We start from the raw sequence: 22,961 nt of genomic DNA on the forward strand, positions 1-22,961 counted from the left end.
TCCGCGCCTCTATTAGGCTGGGCGCGGTGCGTCAACCCGGCGATCCAAAAAATCCCGCCAAAAAAATCGGGCCTGAAAATTCAATCGGCAAAAGCGGCGTCTTCGATGTGGAGTTCGGCCGCCGGGCGGCTGCCCCAGTCATCCAGCCGGACCCGCCCGGCAAGCCACAGCTGGCGCCCCTTGCAGCCATGCAGCAGGGTCTGGCCCAACTCAGTTTGCGCGGCGCGAAAGGCCATGGCCTTGAACGAGCGGCCATCGGCGCCCGCCACGATTGCGCGCACGTGATCGTTGCCCACCAGATCGCATTTGACCAGCCGCACCGGCCCCACCGCCACGCGCGGGCCGGGCCAACCCACGCCATAGGGGCCGGCGCCCTCCAGCGTTTCGACCAGGCTGGGGGTGAGGCCACCGGGGCTTAGCGAGAGATCGAGCGCAAGGCTTTGCGCGGCGCGGGCGTTGGCGACATCGCGCCCCAGGCGCTCGTCCAGCCACTGTGCCAGCGGTTCGACGCGATCGTGCGCAATGGTCAGGCCGCAGGCCATGGCATGGCCGCCGCCCTTGACCAGCAACCCAGCTTCGCGCGCGGCAATGATCGCGGCACCCAGGTCGACGCCGGGAATGGACCGGCCCGAGCCCTTGCCCATGCCGGCGCCGTCCACCTCGGCCTGCTCGCCATCGTCCAGCGCGATGACCAGCGTGGGCTTGCCGGTCTTTTCCTTGATGCGCCCGGCCACGATCCCGATCACGCCGGGGTGCCAACCCAGGCCCGACACCACGACCACCGCACGGTTGTGCTGCGCTTCCACTTGTGCTTCGGCGGCTTCCTGCACCGCCTGCTCGATCGCGCGGCGTTCGTCGTTCAGCGCAGACAGGCGGGTGGCGATGTCCTTGGCTTCGTCCGGGTCTTGCGTGGTAAGCAGCCGCACGCCCAGCGAGGAATCGCCGATGCGCCCGGCGGCGTTGATGCGCGGGCCCAGCGCAAAGCCCAGGTCGCTGGCCGTGGGCGCGCGGGCGATGCGGCTGGCATCGATCAGCGCGGACAGGCCGATGTTGGCGCGCTTGGCCATGACTTTAAGCCCCTGTGCCACCAGCGCGCGGTTGAGGCCTTTCAACTGCGCCACGTCGGCCACGGTGCCCAGCGCCACCAGATCGAGCAGCGTCATGAGATCGGGCGTCGGCCGGCTTTCGAACCAGCCGCGGACCCGCAGCACGCGGACCGTGGCCACGGCAAGGAGAAACGCGACGCCGACTGCCGCGAGATGGCCATGGGCGGCGGCTTCGTCTTCCTCGTCCAGGCGATTGGGATTGACCAGGGCCACGGCGGGCGGCAGTTCGGCCGCGCACTTGTGATGGTCCACCACGATCACGTCGATCCCGGCGGCCTGGGCCTGGCCCAGTGCATCGTGGGCCATCGCGCCGCAATCGACCGTGACGATCAGCTGGCTGCCTTCGCGGCCCAGCCGCACCAGCGCCTCGCCCGACGGGCCATAGCCTTCGAGCAGGCGATCGGGGATATAGGCCTGACCTTCCACCCCCAAGGCGCGGAGCAGGCGCAGCAGCAGCGCGGCGCTGGTGGCGCCATCGACGTCGTAATCGCCATAGACGGTGATGCGCTCGGCCCGCACCACGGCGTCCGCCAGGCGGCGGGCGGCCACATCCATGTCGCGAAACACCGAAGGATCGGGCAGGAAATCGCGCAAGGTGGGGCGGCGGTGCCGCTCCAGATCGTCATGGGGCACCCCGCGCGAGAGCAGCAGTTGATCGACCAGGTCGTTGCTCAGGCCATCGTCGCCTGAACCGGCGCGGCCGAAGCGGCCCGAAAGGTCCATGTTGCCGCCGCGCCAACGCCAGGCGAGGCCGGAAAGGGAATGGGTAATCGCAGTGACGGGGATCATCCCTGCGCGGTAGCCGATCAGCGCGGCAGGGGCAAATCGGCCCGATGCCGCCAACACCGTGGAAACCGCATCGGCCACGCGCCGTTCATATCCGATTTGACACGAATTTGTCGGGCGCGTTTGCTGAGGTGGCCGGGGGCTTGGCGGGCAGGCGCGGGATTAAGGATCGGGGCATGTTGGCGATTATCTGGCACAGCCGCACGGGCGCGGCACAGGCCATGGCCGAAGCGGCCGCGCAGGGCGCTGCAGGCGCGGCGATTGCCGTGCGCCTGCTGCGTGCCGAAGCCACCACGCCCGAAGATTGCCTGGCGGCGCAAGGCTTCCTGTTCATCTGCCCCGAGAACCTGGGCGGGCTGACCGGGGAGATGAAGGCGTTTTTCGATCGCTGCTATTATCCCTTGCTGGGCCGGCTGGAGGGGCGCGCCTATGCCAGTGCCATCGCCGCCGGCACGGCGGGGCAGGGGGCGCAGGCCCAGCTCGACAGAATCGTCACCGGCTGGCGGCTGCGCCGTGTTGCCCCGCCCTGCATCATCCTTACGGGTGCAGATCGGCCCGATTCGATCTTGGCCGCCAAGACGCTGCCACATATTGCATTGCAAAAATGTCGCGAATTGGGACAGTTGTTATCAAATGGCTTGGAAATGGGTGCCTTTTGATCGTGGCGCCGCCAGATGTTGACGATATTTCGACCTTCTTGAGCGCAGGCACTCTAAGTAGCCGCAATGGATTGCGGTGCGGTGGTTGGCCCGAAGACAGGAGCGTGTGCGGTGGGCAATGGTAAGGACAGTGCAGGGGGGCGCGCGATGGCGACGCTGTTGTTCGCCCCGGGCGCACGTCCCGATGCCGATGCCCTGGCCCGGCTGGCGCAGGCCGATCATGCTTTTGCGGTAAGCCATCGCCCGGCCGGCTCGGCGGGATGGGTGGAATTGCTGCGCGACGGTTTAACGTTCGATCTCAGCGGTTTATCCCCTGATGGCGGCAATCCCCCACCCGTTGCCGCATCCCGCGTTGGGCTGCCTGCAGGGCTTGACGTGGCCGCGTGCGAAGCCTTGTCGCTGGCGCCAGGACCGCATCTGGCGGGCGCGGAAAATCTGCTTCCCGTGGTTCAGGTGGCCGCCAGCCTGCTCTTGGCGCTGGCCACGTTGCCGGGCTTGGTGGCGATCGGCTGGGTGCCTGCGGGCAACCTCGTTTCGCCACGCTGGTTCGTGGATGCCGTGCAACCCTGGCTCGACGGCGGGCCGTTTCCGGCGCTGGCGCTGGCCGGACTGAAGCGCGGAGCCGAGAGCGTGACGAGCAGTGGCTTGCGATTCTTCACCGGCCAGGAATTTGAACTGCACACGCAGGGCGGCCGGCCCAACGAAAGCCACGCGCGCGCTGCCGTGCGCCTGATCGATTGGCTGGTGGCCCATGGGCGGATCACCCAGGCCCAGACGATCACTTTGCCTGGCATTGGTGCGCTCTGGATAGAAACGGATGAAAGCGGTAATATTTCGGTACGATGGGCCTGACGAAAAATGTTCCTGATTCGTCCCAAAAGCTGCGCCAGGCGGCGCGCACCACGATTCCCTTCTATTCCGTTAACGTGGCCGGATCGCCAGGATACCAGGCGCACATGCAGCGGCACCATATCCTGCCGCGCCAAATCCTCAGCCGTCCCGCGCTGCACACGATGCTGGCCCGCCTGGGCGAGGCCAGCGTGGGCTTTCACGATTTCCGCCGCAACGGCCTGCTGCTGCCGGCGACCGAAGCGGCGGCACGGCGCGTGTTCATGCCGCTGCATCGCGGGCCGCACCGGCAATACAACCAACTCGTGCTCGAACGCATTGGCCAGATCGAGGCCGGCTGGCAAAAGCGCCGCGCCGGCAACGATATGGCCGCCGATCACGAGGCGCTGATGCGGATCGACCTGTTGCAGCGCGCCTTGCGCCGGCGCCTGCTCGATCCGCGGCGCTGGGGCGGCATGCCGCTCAACTCGCGTGATCCTGCGGCCGATTTCAGCCATCTGGACGCGATGGCCGACATGCTCTGGGCCGAAACCGAAGCATAAGCAAAACGCCCCGGAAGCAGACCTTCCGGGGCGCCCTATGCGATTGAAGTGGTTGGCCGTTCAGCGCCCGGCGTTGGCCGCCGAAAGGATGGCGCGCACGCTGGCGGTGGCGACGTCTTCGTCGATCCCCACGCCCCACACCACGCGGCCATCGGCCAGCACGCATTCGACATAGGCTGCGGCGCGCGCATTGGTGCCGCTGCCCATGGCGTGTTCGGAATAGTCGCGCACTTCCAGGCCCACGCCGAAGCCATCGTTGAGCGTGGCCACCACCGACGAGATCAGGCCGTTGCCGCGCCCGCTGACGGATTGCACCTGGCCGTCGATCTCGATCTTGCCGGCAAACACGCGGGTGCCATCGGTGCCGCGCTGCTCGTCATAATCGACCAGCTGGAAGTGCTGCGGTGCATCCAGGCGATAGACCTTGCGGAACACGCCCCAGATATCGCCGGCCTGCAGTTCGCGCCCCAGTTCGTCGGCCAGTTCCTGCACATGGCGCGAGAAGTGCGCCTGCATCTTCTTGGGCAGTTTCAGGCCCTGGTCCTGCTCCAGCACCCAGGCAAACCCGCCCTTGCCGCTTTGCGAATTGACGCGGATCACCGCTTCATAGCTGCGGCCCAGGTCTGCCGGGTCGATCGGCAGGTAGGGTACGGCCCAGAGTTCGTCGTTGCGCTGTTCCTGCGCGGCGAAGCCCTTCTTGATGGCGTCCTGGTGGCTGCCGGAAAAGGCCGTGAAAACCAGTTCGCCGCCATAGGGATGGCGCGGGTGCACGGGCAGCTGGTTGCAGTATTCCACGGTCTGGATCACTTCGTCGATGTCCGAGAAGTCCAGTTCCGGGTCTACGCCTTGCGTGTAGAGATTGAGGCCCACGGTCACCAGGCAGCAGTTGCCGGTGCGCTCGCCATTGCCGAACAGGCAGCCTTCGACGCGGTCTGCGCCGGCCATCAGGCCCAGTTCCGCCGCGGCCACGCCGGTGCCACGGTCGTTATGGGTGTGCAGGCTGATCACCGCGCGGTCGCGGCCGGGCAGGTTGCGGCAGAAATACTCGATCTGGTCGGCATAGATGTTGGGCGTTGCCGCTTCCACCGTGGCCGGCAGGTTGAGGATGATCGGCTTTTCCACCGTGGGTTGCAGCACGTCCATCACCGCTTCGCAGCATTCGATGCTGAAATCGAGTTCGGCGGTGGAGAAGGTTTCCGGGCTGTACTGGAAATGCCAGTCGGTCTGCGGGAAACGGGCGGCCTGGTCGCGCAGGAACGTGGCGCCGCGGCGGGCGATCTCGCGGATTTCGCTCTTTTCCATGCCGAACACCACTGTGCGCCACAGCGGCGAAACGGCGTTGTAGACGTGGACGATGGCCTTCCTCGCGCCAGCAAGGCTTTCGAACGAGGTCTTGATCAGGTCCTCGCGCGATTGCGTCAGCACCTGGACGACGACGTCTTCGGGAATGCGGCCTTCATCGACCAGCGCGCGGATGAAATCATATTCGGTCGCCCCGGCGCTGGGAAAGCCGACTTCGATTTCCTTGATGCCAACCTTGCACAGCAGATCGAAGAAGCGTGCCTTCTTGTCGGCGTCCATCGGATCGATCAGCGACTGGTTGCCATCGCGCATGTCGGTGGAAAGCCAGCGCGGCGCCTGGGTGATGGTGCGCGAGGGCCACAGGCGATCGGGCAGATCAACCTGCGGGAACGGACGGTACTTGATGCCGGGATTCTTCAGCATGGCCATGATGGCTGAACCTTGGATTTGGGAATGATGCGTCTGGTGTGAAGGGATGACCCTTGGGCGCCGTGCGCGCCGCGAAACCGACGCGTCAGCTCACGCCCAAGGGCGTGTAAGTCGCAGGGTAAGGTTCAGCGCGGCGATCATGGGGCATGCCTATGGTGGTTTGCGGCCGCCTTGTCCAGATGAAATGTCCGGCCAAGACAAACCCCGCACCGGCCGGGCCGATGCGGGGTTCGGTTCTGCGCTGGGCGGATCAGGCGGTCTTTTCGAACGCGATCGTGATGTTCAGCTTCACCTCGTCCGACACGAACGGCAGTACGCCGTTCACGCCAAAGTCGGAGCGCTTGATCGTGGTTGCGCCTTCAAAACCCACGGTTTCCTTGCCCGACATGATGTTCTTGCCCGCGCCGATGAAATGCGCGGGGATCGACACCGGCTTGGTCACGCCATTGAGCGTGAGGTTGCCGGCGACAGTGGCGCTGGTGCCATCGGCGCCAGGTGTCACGCTGGTCGAGGTGAACGTGGCATCGGCCGGGGCGGGGCCGAAGAAATCGGGCTTCTTGCCGTCGGCGCCGGGGCGCAGCAGGTGGGCAGTAAGGCCGGCGCTGGCCGTGATCACCTTGCTGACGGGGATCGTGGCCGTCACCTTGGCGGCAGAAGGATTGGCCGGGTCGAGCGTCAGCGTGCCGGTCACGCTGCCGAACAGGCCGAAATAGTCATTGAAGCCCAGGTGATTGACACTCCAGGCCACCAGCGAGTGGTTGGGATCGGCGGCATAGCTGCCGGCAGTGACACGGGCCTTGTCGGGCTGGCCGGGCAGGGCCGGGGCCTGGGCAATCATCGGCGTGGCCGCCAGGGCAAGGGCCAGCGGCGCTGCCAGCGTGAACGCGGTACGAACGGTGATCATGTGAAGTCTCCCATGGGCGCTGCCGTTTCGCAGCAGGGCACGGCGCCCAGGGCATGGGATGCCAAAGGGCTGCGCCTGTGGCAAGCGAGCAAAGCTCATGGCTGGGCCGGCATGCGCGAACAGGACGCGTGCGCGCTGGGCGAGGCGGATAGACCAACCCCACGCGCGATTGCCTCAGCCGCAGCGCGTGGCCGCAATCTGGCCGTGCTCGTCGACGATCACATTGAGGCGGCCGGGTTGGTAATCCATCGTCACGGCGTCGCCGGGATGCACCCAGCGGATGTGGCGGTGGCCGACGGCCGCGATCACGGCGGCGTGGGTCTCATCGTTCTCCGGCTGGTGCATCAGGGCGGCCAGACGCCCTTCGCCGCAATTGATCGCGGGAAGGCTTTCGGCATCGATAGCGTCGCTGCCCTCGGCGAGCGGCGTGGCGGTGCTGGCCTCGGCCGAGGAACCCGGCTTGGGCACCTTGGCGCCGCACGCCGCCAGCAGGCAGAAACCGGCGCAGGCCGTGGCAAGATGTCGCAGCGAAAGCATCGGCAACTCGAATCTGGTCACGCGGGACACGTGGTGGGACAGGGCAAAGGCGGCAATTTCGAACCGGTAGGTCCAAAATGGCTATAATTGCTTTCTGGCCGTTGGCCATGCCGTTTGTCGAGCCTGCGCATACATCCGTAGAGGCCTGATACAAACGGCAAAGGGCCGGCCCGGGTGCGGGCCGGCCCTTTGCCGGACGACATGCGCCCCGCTGCGCAGGCAGCGGGGCGGCAGGCGTTCTGGGGATCAGTTCTTGGTCTGGTCGACCAGCTTGTTGGCGCCGATCCAGGGCATCATCGCGCGCAGTTGGGCACCGGTCTTTTCGATCGGGTGCGCGGCAGCGGCCTTGCGCGCAGCCTTGAGTTCGGGCTGGCCGGCGCGGTTGTCGAGCACGAAGTTCTTGACGAAGCGGCCCGACTGGATGTCGGCTAGAACGCGCTTCATTTCCGCCTTGGTTTCAGCGGTGATGATGCGCGGACCGGTCACGATGTCGCCGTATTCGGCGGTGTTCGAGATCGAGTAGCGCATGTTGGCGATGCCGCCTTCATAGAGCAGATCGACAATCAGCTTGGTTTCGTGGAGGCATTCGAAATAGGCCATTTCCGGGGCATAGCCGGCTTCGACCAGGGTTTCGAAACCCGCCTGGATCAGGTGGGTCACGCCGCCGCACAGCACGGCCTGCTCGCCGAACAGGTCGGTTTCGCATTCTTCCTTGAAGTTGGTTTCGATGATGCCCGAACGGCCACCGCCCACGCCCGAAGCATAGGCCAGCGCGATATCGTGTGCATTGCCGGTCGCGTCCTGGTGGATCGCGACGAGGCAGGGCACGCCGCCGCCCTTGACGTATTCACCCCGCACGGTGTGGCCGGGGCCCTTGGGGGCGACCATGATCACGTCCACGTCGGCGCGCGGTTCGATCAGGCCGAAATGCACGTTGAGACCGTGGGCAAAGGCCAGCGCCGCGCCGGGGCGCAGGTTGGCATGGATGTCGTCGGCATAGATCGCGGCCTGGTGCTCGTCGGGCGCCAGGATCATGAGCACGTCGGCCCAGGCGGCGGCTTCGGCGTTGGGCAGGACCTTGAAGCCGGCCGCTTCGGCCTTGGCGGCGCTGGCCGAGCCCGGACGCAGCGCGATGGCCACTTCCTTGATGCCCGAATCGCGCAAGTTCTGCGCATGCGCGTGGCCCTGGCTGCCATAACCGAGGATGGCGATCTTCTTGCCGGTGATCAGGTTCAGATCGCAATCGGCGTCGTAATAAACCTTCATGGTATTCGTCCTTGGTTGGTCGTCCTGCCGCAAGGGCATCCATCGGGCTGCAAGAGCGCTGTGGCGGACGTTGGTTTGGTCTGTCGCGAAAAATTCTGGTCTGGCGAACGCCGGCTGGTTCAGGCCGCCAGGGCGCCGCGGATCATGCCGACGATGCCGGTGCGGCCCACTTCGACCAGGCCGAGTTCCTTCATCAGGGCAACAAAGGTGTCGATCTTGTCGGGCGCGCCGGTCAGTTCGAAAATGAAGCTCGACGTCGTGGTGTCGACCACGTTGGCACGAAACACTTCGGCCAGGCGCAGCGCTTCCACGCGGTTCTCGCCCTTGCCCGAAACCTTGATCAGCGCCAGTTCGCGGGCCACGTAGGGGCCAACCTCGGTCAGGTCGGTCACCTTGTGCACCGGCACCAGGCGTTCGAGCTGGGCGTGGATCTGGTCGATCACCGCCGGCGGGCCGTGCGTCACGATCGTGATGCGGCTGACATCGTGCTCGTCGGTGATGTCGGCCACGGTCAGGCTGTCGATATTGTAGCCGCGCGCGGTGAACAGCCCGGCGATCTTGGCCAGGATGCCCGCTTCGTTGTCGACCGTGATGGTCAGGACGTGGCGCTCCTGCGCCTCTGCTTTGATTTTCATCATCGGATCAATCTTCAAAATCTGGCTTCAATTCCGGCTTCAGACCAGGGCCTTGGCTTCATCATCCATCGTGCCGGCCACTTCGTCGCCGTAGAGGATCATGTCGGTGTGCGCCGCGCCCGAGGGGATCATCGGGAAGCAGTTGGCTTCCTTCGTCACGCGGCAATCGACGATCACCGGGCCGGGATAGTCGATCATCGCGCGGATGCCATCGTCCAGCTGGTCGAGCGTGTCGATCTGGATGCCCTTCCAGCCATAGGCCTCTGCCAGCTTCACGAAATCGGGCAGGGCATCGGAATAGGAGCTGGAATAACGGCTTTCATACGTCAGTTCCTGCCACTGGCGCACCATCCCCATCCATTCGTTGTTGAGGATGAAGACCTTGACCGGCAGGCGAAACTGCGTGGCGGTGCCCAGTTCCTGGATGTTCATCTGGATCGAGGCGTCGCCGGCAATATCGATCACCAGCGCATCGGGGCAACCGACCTGCGCACCGATGGCGGCGGGCAGGCCATAGCCCATCGTGCCCAGGCCCCCGGACGTGAGCCACTTGTTGGGCGCATCGAAATGGAAATGCTGCGCCGCCCACATCTGGTGCTGGCCCACTTCGGTGCTGATGATCGGCTCGCGGTCCTTGGTCAGTTCATAGAGCCGCTCGATCGCCAGCTGGGGCATGATCTCGCCATTGGTGCGCTTGGGATAGGCCAGGCTGTTGCGCGCGCGCCAGCCTTCGATCCGCGCCTGCCATTCGCCCAGGTCTTGCGCCACATGCCCGGCATCGAGCCAGCCGGTGATGATCTGGCGCAGCACCTGGCCGCAATCGCCCACAAGCGGGAGATCGACGCGCACGGTCTTGTTGATCGAGGCGCGGTCGATATCGATGTGGATCTTGCGGCTGTCGGGCGAGAACGCATCGAGGCGGCCGGTGACGCGATCGTCGAACCGCGCCCCGACGCACACGACCAGATCGGCCTTGTTCATCGCCATGTTGGCTTCATAGGTGCCGTGCATGCCCAGCATGCCCAGCCAATCCTTGTGCGCGGCGGGAAATGCGCCCAGGCCCATCAGCGTGGACGTGACCGGCGCGCCGGTGAGCGCCTGGAGTTCCTGCAGCAGGCGCGCGGCTTCCGGGCCGGAATTGATCACGCCGCCACCAGTATAGAGCACCGGTGCCTTGGCCGCGGCCAGCATGGCAACGGCCTGGGCAACGGCGTCGGCCGGGGCTTCCACTTGCGGGGTATAGCGGTTGCGCACTTGCGGTGCCTGGCCGGTCCAGCGGGTGGAGGCGATCTGCACGTCCTTGGGAATGTCGATCACCACCGGGCCGGGGCGGCCTTGCGTCGCGATGCGGAACGCCTCGTCGATCACGCTGGCCAGTTCGGCCGGGTCCTTCACCAGGTAATTGTGCTTGGTGCAGTGGCGCGTGATGCCAACGGTATCGGCTTCCTGGAACGCGTCGGAACCGATGAGGGCGGTGGGCACCTGGCCGGTAATCACGACGAGCGGAATCGAATCGAGGAACGCGTCGGCAATCCCGGTGACGGCATTGGTGGCGCCGGGGCCGGAGGTGACCAGCACGACGCCGGCTTGCCCGTGGCGCGGGCATAGCCTTCGGCCGCGTGGGCCGCGCCGGCTTCGTGGCGGACCAGGATGTGGCGGATGCGTTCATCGCCGAACAGCGCATCATAGATCGGAAGTACGGCGCCACCGGGATAGCCGAACACGAATTCGACGCCCTTGGCGACCAGGCTTTCGACCAGGATTTCAGCGCCGCTGCGCTCGCTTTTCACGACCTTGTTCCCTTGCTTGCAGGGCCGGATCAACGGCCCAAAACCCTTGAAAACTGCGACCGGCCGCAGTCGCCTGCGCCGGTCCAAAACCCTTAAAAACTGCGGCCCGGCTGCAGTTGCCTGCGCCGGGCCGTCTCTCCCTACTCGGGCACCTGGCAAAGCCAGGCAATTGACGGCTTGGTAATTGACACAAACATTCGTGTCAACTCATGAGTTTTGAAATAAAGATGCTAGGGCGTGGCTGTCAAGGAAATTTTCGTGCGTCCCGCGCGGCCATTCGCCCGGAAACTGGTGTTTGGCCCAGGTGAATTGCCGTTTGGCGTAACGCCGCGTCGCCTGTTGACCGGCGGCAATGGCGGATTCGGCAGTCATTTCCCCACGCAGGAACGCGGCGGTTTCGGGCACGCCGATCGCGCGCATCACCGGCAAATCGGGATCGAGGTTGCGCGCCAGCAGCGCCGTAACTTCCTCCAGCGCGCCGCCCTGCCACATGCGTTCAAAGCGCAAGTCGCAGCGGGCATAGAGCCAGGCGCGATCGGGCAGCAGCACCAGCGGGCGCAGGTCGACCGCAGCGGCAATGCCGCCTTCGCGCCGGCCCTGCCAGTGGGCCAGGGGCTGACCGGTGGAGCGCACCACTTCGAGGGCACGCGCCACGCGGGTGGTATCTGCCGGGTTGAGCAGTGCGGCGCGCGCCGGGTCTTCGCGGCAGAGCGCGGCATGGGCCTCTGCCACCGGCAGCGCGCGCACCGCGGCGCGGGTGGCAGGGTCGATCGGCGGGATGGGGGCAATGCCCTCGATCAGCGTGCGGATATAAAGGCCGGTGCCGCCCACCAGGATGGGCAGCGCGTCTTGCGCATGCGCCGCGGCGATCGCGGCCTTGGCCGCCTGCGCCCAATCGGCGGCAGAGCAGGCCTGCGCCCCGTCCCATGCGCTGAACAGGTGGTGGGGCACGCCTTGCATTTCTTCGGGCGATGGGCGTGCGCTCAACACGGCAAGGTCGGCATAGACCTGCGCGCTATCGGCGTTGATCACCACGGCGCGGCCGCCGGCGGCCTGCTCGGCCAGGGCCAGGCGCACGGCAAGATCGCTCTTGCCGCTGGCGGTCGGCCCTGCAATGAGCGCGAGCCGAGGCCGGCGGTCCGCTGCGGATGCGTGTTGGCCGGAACAGGAAAGGGACGTTTCAGTGCTCATTGCCCGTCTGATAGCAGACCCGGAGACGCTTGGTGACAATCTTGCGCGGGCCATGGAACTGATCGAGGAAGCCGGCGCCGAAGTGGCCGGGGCCGGCATGCTGGATTTCTGCGAATCGGTGCTGGAAATGGAAGTGGTCGATGGCGATGCGGCCACGGTGCGCGACATTCTCGATCGCTGCTTCCCCACCAGCGATTTCCTGCTGTCCGACCGCGTGATCGAAACCCCGCGCCTGTTCGTGTCTGACATGGATTCGACCATGATCAGCGCCGAATGCATCGATGAGCTGGCCGATTTTGCCGGGCTCAAGGATCGCATCGCGGCGATTACCGAACGCGCCATGCAGGGCGAGCTTGATTTCGAATCCGCCCTGCGCGAGCGGGTGGGCCTGCTCAAGGACTTGCCCGAGGCCGCGATCACGCAGTGCCTCGACGAACGCATACGCCCGATGCCCGGCGCGCGCGTGCTGGTGTCCACGCTGAAATCGCGCGGCTGCCACACCGTGCTGGTTACCGGGGGCTTCCATTCCTTTGCCGATCCAGTCGCGGCGCAGCTTGGTTTCGACCGCGTGGTGGGCAATCGCCTGGAAATCGTCGATGGCAAGCTGACGGGGGCCCTGGTTGGCGGGATCGTCGACAGCGGCGTGAAAAAGACCGTGCTGCTGGACGAACTGGCGCGGCTTGGCCCAGCCACCGTCAGCCTGGCCACGGGCGACGGTGCCAACGATATCCCGATGATCGAGGCCGCGACCCACGGAATTGCCTATTATGCCAAGCCCAAGGCACGCCAGGCCGCCGACGGCTGGATCGACCGGGGCGACCTGACCTCGATCCTCCATCTGTTCGGGATCGCGCGCGAGGATTGGGTGATCGACTGATGCAGGCGGAAGAGCGCGACTTTGCGGCGCTGCCGCTGCTGGATCCCGCACGGGAAAAGCCGCGCCTGCGCCCCTGGGTTGCATTCGGGCACTTTCGCCGCCTGATGCACAACACCGAGAACACTGCCGAAGTGTTCGGCATCTTTGCCGCGTTGCCCTGGCGCGGCGGCGGCCGGGCAGGGACGGCGTTCCTGTCCACGCCGCAGGGCCAGGCGCTGGCCCTGGCCGAACCGTGGCTGCCCGCCGTGCTCGACGATCACGGGGCGCTGCGCCGCATGCCGGCCGGCTCGCTCGCCCAGGCCTATTGCGATTTCATGGAAGCCGAGGGGCTGACCGCACAGGGACTGGTGGACGAGGCGGAGCGCTTCCTGGCCGATCGCCCGCGCTACAACGACCGTTTCCAGTGGTACATGAACCGGCTGCGCGATGTGCACGATCTGATCCACGTGCTCACCGGTTATGGCCGTGATCCGCTGGGCGAGGCCTGCGTGCTGGCATTCACTTATCCCCAGCAGCCCGCGCCTGGGCACTTGTTCATCGCGTGGATGGCGGCCCTGCAGATGAAACTGCGCCTGAAAAGCCGCGCCCCGGTGCTGGCCGCCGTGCGCGAGGCCTGGCGGCGGGGCAAGGCTTGCCCGCGTCTGATGGAGCAATCGATCACCATGCTGCTGCCGCTACCGCTGGAGGAAGCCCGGCGGCGGCTGGGGATCGTGCCCGGCCTGACCTATGATCGGGCACACGCTGTTTGGCGCGGCGAGAGCATCGACCCGCGCGACTTGCTGGCCTCGGCGCGCTGAATCCAGATAGCCCCTCCCGCCTGCGAGAGGGGTTGGGGGAGGGCGTGTCATGCCCTGCCGTTTAGGGCTTCCACCACCCCCCGACCCCCTCCTCTGAAGAGGAGGGGGAGTATCGAGCAGGCACAAAAAAGCCCCCTCCTCTTCAGAGGAGGGGGTTGGGGGTGGTGCGAGGCCTAGCAAAGACCTCGAACGATCACCCCTCCATCCAATCCCGGAAGAACGCTTCGTTGGCTTCGCGCAGGGTGGCGAGCGGCACGCCGGCCACGGCCTGGCCACCAGTGGTGCCGAGCTTCGTCGCGCCTTCCAGGTCCACCCCGGCAGGCGTGGTGACGACATAGCGCGACTGGTCTTCGCCAAAGGCCTGCGCGGTGGTGAGCGGCGCATCGAGCGTCACGCCGATCTTGCCGGCCAGCGCCATTTCGGTGAGCGCCACGAGCAGGCCGCCGTCGGCCACGTCGTGCACCGCAGTCACCTTGCCGTCGGCAATCCATTCGCGCACCTGCTCGCCATTGCGGCGTTCGAGCGCGAGATCGACGGACGGTGCTTGGCCTTCCTCGCGGCCCAGGATTTCGCGCAAGTAGAGCGACTGGCCCAGGTGCGTGCCCTGGGGCCCAAGCAGCCACACGGTTTCGCCTTCGGCCTTGAACGCGATGGTGGCCATCTGTTCGTGGTCGAGCATCAGGCCGACGCCGCCGATGGCCGGGGTGGGCAGAATGGCCGAGCCGCCGCCGGTCGCCTTGGATTCGTTGTAGAGGGAGACGTTGCCCGACACGATCGGGTAATCGAGCGCGCGGCAGGCGTCGCCCATGCCTTCCAGGCAGCCCACGATCTGGCCCATGATTTCCGGGCGCTGCGGGTTGGCGAAGTTGAGGCAGTTGGTGATCGCCAGCGGCGTGGCGCCAACCGCGCAGATGTTGCGGAACGTCTCGGCCACGGCCTGCTTGCCGCCTTCATAGGGATCGGCAAAGCAATAGCGAGGGGTGCAATCGGTGCTCATCGCCAGCGCTTTGTCGGTGCCGTGCACGCGCACCACGGCCGCATCGCCACCGCTCTTCTGCAGCGTGTCGGCGCCCACCTGGCTATCGTATTGCTCGAAAATCCAGCGGCGGTTGGCCAGGTCCGGGCTGCCGATCAGCTTGACCAGGTCCGCGCCGATATCCGCGCTTTCGGGCAGGGCGCCGAGCGGCGCCGGCTTAGGGCTCGGCACGTGCGGGCGATCATAGAGCGGGGCATCGTCGGCCAGCGGGTCGAGCGGAATGTCGCACACGACTTCGCCGTTCCATTCCAGCACCATGTGGCCGGTGTCGGTCACTTCGCCGATCACGGCAAAGTCCAGTTCCCACTTGCGGAAGATCGCTTCGGCCATCGGCTCCTTGCCGGGCTTCAAGACCATGAGCATGCGCTCCTGGCTTTCCGAGAGCATCATTTCATAAGGCGTCATGCCCTCTTCGCGGCACGGCACCATGTTCATGTTGAGGCGGATGCCCGCGCCGCCCTTGCTGGCCATTTCCACCGAGGACGACGTGAGACCGGCCGCGCCCATGTCCTGGATGGCCACGATCGCGTCGGTGGCCATCAATTCGAGGCAGGCCTCGATCAGCAGCTTTTCGGTGAAGGGGTCGCCCACTTGCACGGTGGGGCGCTTTTCCTCGCTCTTCTCGTCGAAATCGGCGCTGGCCATGGTGGCGCCGTGGATGCCGTCGCGCCCGGTCTTGGACCCGACATAGACGATCGGGTTGCCCAGGCCCGTGGCCGCCGAGTAAAAGATCTTGTCGGTATCGGCCACGCCCACGGTCATCGCGTTGACCAGGATGTTGCCGTCATAGGCCTTGTGGAAATTGGTTTCGCCGCCAACCGTCGGCACGCCCACGCAATTGCCATAGCCGCCGATGCCCGCGACCACGCCTTGCACCAGATGCTTCATCTTGGGGTGGTCGGGCCGGCCGAAACGCAGCGCGTTCATGTTGGCCACGGGCCGCGCGCCCATGGTGAACACGTCGCGCAGGATGCCGCCAACGCCCGTCGCCGCGCCCTGGTAAGGTTCGATGTAGCTGGGGTGGTTGTGGCTTTCCATCTTGAAGATGGCGGCCTGGCCATCGCCGATGTCGATCACGCCAGCGTTCTCGCCGGGGCCGCAGATCACCCAGGGCGCCGTGGTCGGCAGCTTCTTCAAGTGGATGCGGCTCGACTTGTACGAGCAGTGTTCGGACCACATGACCGAGAAGATGCCCAGTTCCACCAGATTGGGCTCGCGCCCCAGCGCGCCGAGCACGCGGGCGTATTCTTCTTCCGACAGGCCGTGGGCGGCGACGATTTCAGCGGTGATCTGGGACATGGCAGCGCCCTTAGCCGCGTGCGCGCGATTGCGCCAGAGGGAGAACGGCGCAAAAGGCGGGTGAGGGCACGCATGTTCGTCGTGTCACCGGGCTTGACCGGCCTGCCGCGCCCGGCCATTGCTGGCGCCGATGGCAAGCACACCCGATATCGCCGCGCTCAGCTTCGAGGATGCGCTGAAAGAACTGGAAGTGGTGGTTCGCCGCCTGGAAAGCGGCGAGGCTCCGCTCGACGAGTCGATCGACCTCTACACCCGGGGCGAGGCATTGCGCACGCATTGCCAGGCCCGGCTCGATGCCGCGCAGGCGCGAATCGAGGCTGTCGTGGCTGATCGTGAAGGACGTCCGGCGGCAACGCGGCCGTTCGACGGGGCCTGAACGCCATGGCCGCGCCCGAGGGCCGCTTCGGCTTGCTCAAGCCCGCACTGGCGGCGATCCAGGCCGAGATCGACGCGAGTTTCGACGCGCTGCTGCCCATCCCGGGCGATCCGCGTGACCGGCTGGTCGAGGCCATGCGCTATGCCACCATCGGCGGCGGCAAGCGGTTGCGCCCGCTTTTGGTAACCGCGACTGCGGCGATGTATGGCGTCGATCGCCAGGCGGCGGTGCGTGCCGGCACCGCGCTTGAGGCGATCCACGTCTATTCGCTGATCCACGACGATCTGCCGTGCATGGACAATGACGACCTGCGCCATGGCAAGGCCACGGTGCACAAGGCGTTCGACGATGCCACGGCCGTGCTGGCCGGCGACGCGCTGCACGATTTCGCGTTCGAAGTGCTGTCCGATCCGGCGATGAGCGGCGATCCCTTCGTGCGGGTGGAATTGATCCGCACTCTGGCGGTCAACAGCGGCACGCATGGCATGGCCGGCGGCCAGATGATGGACATCGTGGCCGAAACCGCCACGTTCGATTTGCCCACGGTCACCCGGCTGCAACAGCTCAAGACCGGGGCCCTGCTCGCCACGGCGGTGGAAATGGGCGCGATCCTGGGGCGCCTGCCGCCTGAGGGACGCACCCATCTGCGCGGCTATGCGCGCGACATCGGCCTGGCGTTCCAGATCGCCGACGACCTGCTCGACGCCGAAGGCGACGAAGCCGCCGCCGGCAAGGCGCTGCGCAAGGACGCGGTGGCGGGCAAGGAAACCTTTGTTTCGCTCCTGGGCGTGGAGCGCGCCCGCGAACAGGCGAGTATCCTGGTGGAGCAGGCCATTGCCCATCTCGCCAGCCATGGTTCGGAGGCGGACCTGCTGCGCGAACTGGCGCGCTTCATCGTGGAAAGGAATCACTGATGGCGCCGCGCGTTGGCATCTATCCCGGCACGTTCGATCCGATCACGCTGGGCCATCTCGACATCATCCGCCGCGGGGCCAAGCTGGTGGACCAGCTGATCGTGGGGGTGACCACCAATCCTTCCAAGAACCCGATGTTCACGCCTGAAGAGCGCATGGACATGGTGACCCGCGAACTGGACGAGCAGGGCATCGAGAATGTCTCGGTGGTTGGGTTCAATGCCCTGCTGATGAAGTTTGCCGAAGCGCAGGGCGCCAGCGTGATCGTGCGGGGCCTGCGCGCCGTGGCCGATTTCGAATACGAATACCAGATGGCCGGGATGAACCAGCAGCTCAATGACCGCATCGAGACGGTGTTCCTGATGGCCGATGTCAGCCTTCAGCCGATCGCGTCCAAGCTGGTCAAGGAAATCGCCCTGTTCGGTGGCGACATTTCCGGCTTCGTTACCCCCACCGTGCGCGACGATGTGGTGGCGCGTGTGGAGCAGATCGGCCGCCTGGGAGACTATTGACCCCGCGCGCCGGGACACTGGCGGCGTTTATTGCCGAATCGTTCATTGCAGTGTCAGCGCGCTCGGCCTAATCGGCGTTTCACCTATTCCAACAAGGATCGCAGGCTTGATGATCGCCCGTTCGTTTTCCAAGGCCCTGATGAGCGCTGCACTGGCGGCCACGGCGATTGTCTTTGCGGCAACTGCCGCGCCGGCGATGGCGCAAAGCCAGCAGGAAAAGGCGCCGGCCCAGCCCTTCAAGCTCGACAAGGTGGTGCCCGAGCACGAAATTCCCTATGCCGTCGATACGGATCCCGCGCACGATCCCGACAACGTGCTGGTGCTCGACCTGTCGAATGGCGGGCGAGTGCTCATCCGCCTGATGCCGCAATGGGCCCCGCATCATGTGGAGCGGATCAAGACGCTGACGCGCCAGGGCTTTTACGACGGGATCATCTTCCACCGCGTGATCGACGGGTTCATGGCGCAGACCGGCGACCCCACCGGCACCGGGCAGGGCGGGTCCAAGCTGCCCGACCTTCAGGCCGAATTCAACGATGCCCCGCACATGCGCGGCACGGTGTCGATGGCCCGCACCAACGAGCCCAATTCGGCCAACAGCCAGTTCTTCATCGTGTTCTATCCGCGCTTTGCGCTGGATCACAAGTATACCAATTTCGGCCGTGTGATCAGCGGTATGGATGCGGTGGACACCATCGTGCGCGGCGAACCGCCCAGCAACCCGACCAAGATCCTCCAGGCCTCGATCCTGGCCGACAACAAGCCACGCCCGGCCCCGCCGGCAGCCGTGCCGACCAGCGCGATCACGCCCGACATGCTGAGCAAGTCGCGCACCAACTGAGCGGGTATCCGCAAGGCCCTTCGACAAGCTCAGGGCGAACGGCGGGGAGTGTTCGGATTCCCTCAAATCCCGTTCGGGCCGAGCCTGTCGAAGCCCCCTAGCGGTCAAGCCCTTGCCCTGCGCCACCGCTGCGGCTAGCGGCCTGCCCCATGCGTGTTGACCTTTTCGATTTCGAACTGCCGCCCGAAAACATCGCCCTGCGTCCGGCCCGCCCGCGCGATGCGGCCAAGCTGCTCCATGTTGCCGGTGGCGGGGCGCTGACCGATCACGTGGTGCGCGATCTGCCCGGCCTGTTGCGCGCAGGCGATGTGCTCGTGTTCAACGATACCCGCGTGATTCCGGCCCAATTGGAAGGCCGCCGGGGCGAAGCGCGGATCGGCGCCACGCTGCACAAGCGGCTGGATCTGCGGCGCTGGCAGGCGTTCATCCGCAACGGCAAGCGCCTGCGCGCGGGCGATACGATCGATTTCGGCGCCGATGTTGCCGCCACGGCCGAAGAGCGCCATGCCGATGGCAGCTGGACCCTGTTCTTTCCGGGCGAGGAGCCGGTGGAAATCTTGCTGGAGCGGGCGGGGCGCATGCCGCTGCCGCCCTACATCGCCGGCAAGCGAGAGACCGACGCGCAGGATCGCAGCGACTATCAGACGATGTTCGCCCAAAAGGATGGCGCCGTGGCCGCGCCCACGGCGGCGCTGCATTTCACGCCCGAACTGATGGCGGCGCTGGCCCAGGCCGGGATCGCCCATGAAACGCTGACTTTGCATGTCGGCGCGGGCACGTTCCTGCCGGTCAAGGCAGACGACACTGCGGACCACCAGATGCATGCCGAATGGGGCCGGATCGAGCCGGACACCGCAGCCCGCCTCAACGCCGCGCGGGCAGCCGGTGGGCGGATCATCGCGGTGGGCACCACATCGCTGCGCCTGCTGGAAAGCGCGGCCGACGAGGCCCGCACGATCCATCCCTTCGAAGGCGACACCGCCATTTTCATCACGCCCGGCTACACCTTCAAGGCGATCGACGGGCTGATGACCAATTTCCACCTGCCCAAGTCCACGCTGTTCATGCTGGTTTCGGCGTTGATGGGGCTGGAAACGATGCAGGCGGCCTATGCCCACGCCATCGCCGGTGGTTATCGCTTCTACAGCTACGGGGATTCCTCGCTGCTGCTGCCATAAAGCGCAGTTTGCGCCGCGCGCATGATCGTTAAGCCTGCGCTTCCGACAAGCCAGGGGAGAGCGGCATGGTTCCGGCGCATGTTCCACACGCGCGGGTGGTGGATTTCGACATCTTCGATCCGCCCGGCGTGGAGCAGGATTATTTCGCGGCATGGCAGGCGCTGGCTGATGGGCAGGGCCTGGTGTGGACGCGGTCCAATGGCGGCCACTGGATCGCCACGCGGGGCGATGTGGTGCGCGCGCTGTGGATGGATGCAGACCGGCTTTCCAGCGCCTGTCTGGCGGTAACGCCGGGGCTGGGGGAGGTGATGCAGTTCATTCCGCTGCAGCAGGACGGGGCCGAGCACAAGGCATACCGCACCCCGGTGATGAAGGGCCTGGCGTCCCGCTTCGTGGTGGCGATGGAGCCGCAGGTGGAAGCGGTGGCGCGCGAATTGTGCGCCGGCCTGCGCCCGCGCCAGGCTTGCGAATTCGTGGCCGACTTTGCCGAGATCCTGCCCCTCAATATCTTCCTCACCATGATCGACGTGCCGCTGGAAGATCGCCCGCGCCTGCGCCGGCTGGGCGCCCAGCTCACTCGGCCCGATGGCTCGATGACGGTGGAGCAATTGAAGCAGGCTGCCGACGACTATCTCTGGCCGTTCATCGAGAAGCGCATGGCCGCGCCGGGCGAAGACCTGTTCAGCCGCATCCTGGCCGAACCGGTGGAGGGCCGGCCCTGGACGGTCGAGGCGGCGCGGCGCATGTGCCGCAACCTGCTGTTCGGCGGGCTCGATACGGTGGCGGCGATGATCGGCATGGTGGCGCTGCATCTGGCGCGCCACCCGCAGGACCAGGACCTGCTGCGCGCGCAGCCCGACCTGATCCCGGCCGCGGCGGACGAACTGATGCGGCGCTATCCCACGGTCTCGGTTAGCCGCAATGCCGTGGCCGATGTTGCCGTGGATGGCGTGACGATCCGTGCGGGCGATCTGGTCTATCTGCCCAGCGTTCTGCACAATCTCGATCCGGCCTGCTTCGACCGGCCAGAGGAAGTGGACTTTGCCCGCTCCCTTTCGCCCATGCGCCACACCACGCTGGGTGCTGGGGCGCATCGCTGCGTCGGCGCGGGGCTGGCGCGGATGGAAGTGATCGTGTTCCTGCGCGAATGGCTGGCGGCGATCCCGCGCTTTGCCCTGGCGCCCGATCAGCCGGTGACGATGAAAGGCGGCAATGTGGGGGCCTGCACCCGGCTGCCGCTGGTCTGGACGGCCTAGGCGCGGGAACGATCGAGCCGGACGAGAGCAAAGCCGGCGAGAAGCGCCACGGCGCTGCCGATCACGGTATCGAGTGCACGGGCGACCAGCAGCGTTTCCAGCGCCAGCGGGCCGCGATGCGCGGCTTGCGCCAGCAGCAGCGCCAGCGGTGTGATCAGCATCACGGCCAGGCCATAGTGGCGCGGCACCAGCGCTTCGACGCCCCACGAAAGCAATGTGATCGCCAGCGCGACCAGCCAGGGATGCGGCGCAAGCGGGAGCAGCAGCGCGGCCGGCACCAGGCCCAGCAGCGTGCCCGCCACGCGGTGGGCATAACGGGTCTTCACCGCGGCAAAGCTCATCCCCTGGATCACGGCGATGCAACTGACCGGTGCCCAATGAGGGCGCGGCACGCCGGCAAGGTGGGCAAGCGCGTGCGATGCCGCCACGGCAAGTCCTACAACCACCGGCACTGCGCCGCTGCGCTCCACCCAGGCCAGCGGCGTGGCAGCGGGGGCGGACAAGTCCGGCGCCACCACGCGGAACAGCCCGACCATCGCCAGGGCGAGGGCTACCCCGCTGCCCAATTGCAGCATCACCTGCGGCAGGGCGGCGAGCGGCAGCGCAATTTGCGTGGCAAGCGCGGCACTCATGCACGGGAACAGCGCGCCGGGCATCCCCACGCGCCCGCGGAGCACCGCCGCCACCGCGCCGGCGGCAAACAGGCCCAGCCCGATTGCCGCCATCGGCCCGGAAGGCGCCACGATCGTGCCCAGCACGAACCCGGCGATGATCCCCAGCCCCATCGCGCCAACCACTGCAAATTGCCGCCGGGGTGAGCCAGGGAGCAGGGCGCAAAAGGCAAAGGCGCCCAACGCCGCATTGGTGCCGGCCGGAATATTGCCCGCGATCGCGCCGCCGGCCATGGCCACGCCCACCGCCGCTGCGGCCAGCACGGCCAATTGCCACGGACGGCTCGCCGGGCGCAGCGTCAGCAGGCCGTGCAGCCGTGCCATCACCCGGCAAACCATTGCCACACCAGCCGCCCGGTCAGGCCCAGGCTGACGACGATGAGCAGCGGGCGTATCAACCGGGCGCCAAAGCGGGTGGCGAAATGGCTGCCGATCACCGCGCCCGCCATCGCGCCTGCACCCATGCACAGGCCTAGCAGCCACAGCACGTGGCCACCCAGCGCGAAGACGATCACGCTGGCGAGGTTGCTGATCAGGTTGAGCAGCTTGGTCAGTCCCGTGGCGCGGGTCAGCCCCATGCCGCGCAGGGCAACCAGGGTGGTCGTATAGAACTGCCCCGCGCCCGGTCCGAAGAAGCCGTCATAGAACCCCACGCCACCGGCAACGGGCAGGAAGCCGCGCGGCCCCACGCGATCGTGCCGGTCGCCATCGTCCATGCGCGGCGAGAGCACGGTATAGAGTGCCACGCCGATCAGCAGCACCGGCACGATCAGCGAAAGCACATGGGCATCGAAATGCTGGATGATCAGTGCCCCGATCAACGCCCCGGCAAAAGTCACCGCGGCAAGGGTGCCATTGCCCGCCATGGTGAACAGGCCGGCGCGGTGATAGCGCCAGGTGGCCATGCTGGTGCCGCACATCGACTGGATCTTGTTGGTGCCCAGCGTCAGGTGCGGGGGCAGGCCCAGTGTGATCAGCGCCGGCATCATGATCAGACCGCCGCCCCCGGCAATCGCATCGACCATGCCGGTGACCACGGCGATCGCCGTCAGCACGCCATACATCCAGGCGTGCGGCTCGAACGGCGCAACCGGCGGGGTGGCCTGGGTCGCAGCTTGGGCGGTGGCGATGGCAAGGTGGATCAGCGACATTTGCACGCCTTGGCGTTTGCGCCTAAGGGCCGCAACTGTTCTTTCTCCCCCGGATGC

At 66.4% G+C, this 22,961-nt stretch carries 21 protein-coding genes and 1 pseudogene; 11 read left to right on the forward strand and 11 right to left on the reverse strand.

The genetic code is table 11. The features are described from left to right. Positions 1-80 precede the first annotated feature (80 nt). Positions 81-1,895: a single-stranded-DNA-specific exonuclease RecJ gene (gene recJ, locus R9J51_RS11225; protein WP_179506434.1), complete on the reverse strand. Its 1,815-nt coding sequence runs from the start codon at positions 1,893-1,895 to the stop codon at positions 81-83. 173 nt (positions 1,896-2,068) lie between these two features. Here recJ and R9J51_RS11230 point away from each other — a divergent pair, with 173 nt between their 5' ends. The 3 genes from R9J51_RS11230 (at position 2,069) to R9J51_RS11240 (ending at position 3,942) form a co-directional block, all read left to right on the forward strand. Continuing rightward, positions 2,069-2,551 carry an NAD(P)H-dependent oxidoreductase gene (locus R9J51_RS11230; RefSeq protein ID WP_179504500.1) on the forward strand — a complete coding sequence of 161 codons (483 nt, stop codon included), beginning with the start codon at positions 2,069-2,071 and terminating at the stop codon, positions 2,549-2,551. A gap of 147 nt (positions 2,552-2,698) precedes the next feature. Then, positions 2,699-3,403 (forward strand): hypothetical protein, encoded by a 705-nt coding sequence (locus R9J51_RS11235; RefSeq protein ID WP_179504501.1) that lies wholly within the window; start codon positions 2,699-2,701, stop codon positions 3,401-3,403. A gap of 74 nt (positions 3,404-3,477) precedes the next feature. Then, positions 3,478-3,942: an AHH domain-containing protein gene (locus R9J51_RS11240; RefSeq protein ID WP_432787992.1), complete on the forward strand. Its 465-nt coding sequence runs from the start codon at positions 3,478-3,480 to the stop codon at positions 3,940-3,942. A 60-nt stretch (positions 3,943-4,002) separates the two neighbouring features. On the opposite strand, the gene leuA is transcribed toward R9J51_RS11240, so the two are convergent. From leuA to miaA, 7 genes and pseudogenes are all read right to left on the reverse strand, one after another. Continuing rightward, the gene (leuA, locus tag R9J51_RS11245) at positions 4,003-5,673 is read right to left on the reverse strand and encodes a 2-isopropylmalate synthase (RefSeq protein WP_179504503.1); all 1,671 of its coding nucleotides are present in this window, start codon (positions 5,671-5,673) and stop codon (positions 4,003-4,005) included. A gap of 250 nt (positions 5,674-5,923) precedes the next feature. Further along, positions 5,924-6,577, reverse strand: coding sequence for a YceI family protein (locus R9J51_RS11250; protein ID WP_179504504.1), 654 nt, complete (start codon positions 6,575-6,577; stop codon positions 5,924-5,926). Positions 6,578-6,751: 174 nt separating this feature from the next. Then, a complete protein-coding gene (locus tag R9J51_RS11255; RefSeq protein ID WP_218847418.1) occupies positions 6,752-7,114 on the reverse strand; it encodes an I78 family peptidase inhibitor in 363 nt (120 codons plus the stop codon). 246 nt (positions 7,115-7,360) lie between these two features. Beyond that, positions 7,361-8,380 carry a ketol-acid reductoisomerase gene (gene ilvC, locus R9J51_RS11260; RefSeq protein ID WP_168554554.1) on the reverse strand — a complete coding sequence of 340 codons (1,020 nt, stop codon included), beginning with the start codon at positions 8,378-8,380 and terminating at the stop codon, positions 7,361-7,363. A gap of 119 nt (positions 8,381-8,499) precedes the next feature. Continuing rightward, the gene (ilvN, locus tag R9J51_RS11265; RefSeq protein ID WP_179506435.1) at positions 8,500-9,015 is read right to left on the reverse strand and encodes an acetolactate synthase small subunit; all 516 of its coding nucleotides are present in this window, start codon (positions 9,013-9,015) and stop codon (positions 8,500-8,502) included. 39 nt (positions 9,016-9,054) lie between these two features. Beyond that, positions 9,055-10,805, reverse strand: a pseudogene (gene ilvB, locus R9J51_RS11270) (biosynthetic-type acetolactate synthase large subunit). Positions 10,806-11,012: 207 nt separating this feature from the next. Continuing rightward, positions 11,013-11,996, reverse strand: a complete 984-nt coding sequence (gene miaA, locus R9J51_RS11275; protein WP_179504506.1) for a tRNA (adenosine(37)-N6)-dimethylallyltransferase MiaA — start codon at positions 11,994-11,996, stop codon at positions 11,013-11,015. Here miaA and serB point away from each other — a divergent pair. Then, entirely contained in the window at positions 11,989-12,873 is an 885-nt protein-coding gene (gene serB, locus R9J51_RS11280; RefSeq protein ID WP_169474075.1) for a phosphoserine phosphatase SerB, read from the forward strand. The genes miaA and serB overlap by 8 nt on opposite strands. Beyond that, on the forward strand, positions 12,858-13,670 hold the full coding sequence (locus R9J51_RS11285; RefSeq protein ID WP_432787395.1) for a Coq4 family protein: 813 nt from the start codon (positions 12,858-12,860) through the stop codon (positions 13,668-13,670). The genes serB and R9J51_RS11285 overlap by 16 nt, the downstream gene beginning before the upstream one ends. Before the next feature lie 193 nt (positions 13,671-13,863). Here the strand turns inward: R9J51_RS11285 and purL are convergent, their stop codons facing one another. After that, positions 13,864-16,005 (reverse strand): phosphoribosylformylglycinamidine synthase subunit PurL, encoded by a 2,142-nt coding sequence (purL, locus tag R9J51_RS11290; RefSeq protein WP_179504508.1) that lies wholly within the window; start codon positions 16,003-16,005, stop codon positions 13,864-13,866. A 130-nt stretch (positions 16,006-16,135) separates the two neighbouring features. On the opposite strand from purL, the gene R9J51_RS11295 reads away from it, so the two are divergent. The 6 genes from R9J51_RS11295 to R9J51_RS11320 all read left to right on the forward strand — a co-directional run bounded on the left by R9J51_RS11295 (position 16,136) and on the right by R9J51_RS11320 (position 21,082). Continuing rightward, complete coding sequence (locus tag R9J51_RS11295) at positions 16,136-16,381, forward strand: exodeoxyribonuclease VII small subunit (RefSeq protein WP_110761299.1); 246 nt, start codon at positions 16,136-16,138, stop codon at positions 16,379-16,381. A gap of 5 nt (positions 16,382-16,386) precedes the next feature. Next, positions 16,387-17,295, forward strand: a complete 909-nt coding sequence (locus R9J51_RS11300) for a polyprenyl synthetase family protein (protein WP_179504509.1) — start codon at positions 16,387-16,389, stop codon at positions 17,293-17,295. Further along, positions 17,295-17,807 carry a pantetheine-phosphate adenylyltransferase gene (coaD, locus tag R9J51_RS11305; protein WP_168554562.1) on the forward strand — a complete coding sequence of 171 codons (513 nt, stop codon included), beginning with the start codon at positions 17,295-17,297 and terminating at the stop codon, positions 17,805-17,807. Before R9J51_RS11300 ends, coaD begins: the two co-directional genes overlap by 1 nt. 109 nt (positions 17,808-17,916) lie before the next feature. Beyond that, positions 17,917-18,648, forward strand: coding sequence for a peptidylprolyl isomerase (locus R9J51_RS11310; RefSeq protein WP_248290268.1), 732 nt, complete (start codon positions 17,917-17,919; stop codon positions 18,646-18,648). Positions 18,649-18,797: 149 nt separating this feature from the next. Beyond that, a complete protein-coding gene (gene queA / locus R9J51_RS11315; protein ID WP_179504510.1) occupies positions 18,798-19,826 on the forward strand; it encodes a tRNA preQ1(34) S-adenosylmethionine ribosyltransferase-isomerase QueA in 1,029 nt (342 codons plus the stop codon). A 65-nt stretch (positions 19,827-19,891) separates the two neighbouring features. Beyond that, positions 19,892-21,082, forward strand: coding sequence for a cytochrome P450 (locus R9J51_RS11320; RefSeq protein WP_179504511.1), 1,191 nt, complete (start codon positions 19,892-19,894; stop codon positions 21,080-21,082). On the opposite strand, the gene R9J51_RS11325 is transcribed toward R9J51_RS11320, so the two are convergent. Further along, positions 21,079-22,077, reverse strand: a complete 999-nt coding sequence (locus R9J51_RS11325) for an FUSC family protein (protein ID WP_179504512.1) — start codon at positions 22,075-22,077, stop codon at positions 21,079-21,081. The two genes, R9J51_RS11320 and R9J51_RS11325, sit on opposite strands and share 4 nt — an antisense overlap. Further along, positions 22,077-22,904, reverse strand: a complete 828-nt coding sequence (locus R9J51_RS11330; RefSeq protein ID WP_168554566.1) for a TSUP family transporter — start codon at positions 22,902-22,904, stop codon at positions 22,077-22,079. Before R9J51_RS11330 ends, R9J51_RS11325 begins: the two co-directional genes overlap by 1 nt. Positions 22,905-22,961 lie beyond the last annotated feature (57 nt).

Source organism: Novosphingobium rhizosphaerae, assembly GCF_050920675.1.
Lineage (GTDB): Bacteria > Pseudomonadota > Alphaproteobacteria > Sphingomonadales > Sphingomonadaceae > Novosphingobium > Novosphingobium rhizosphaerae.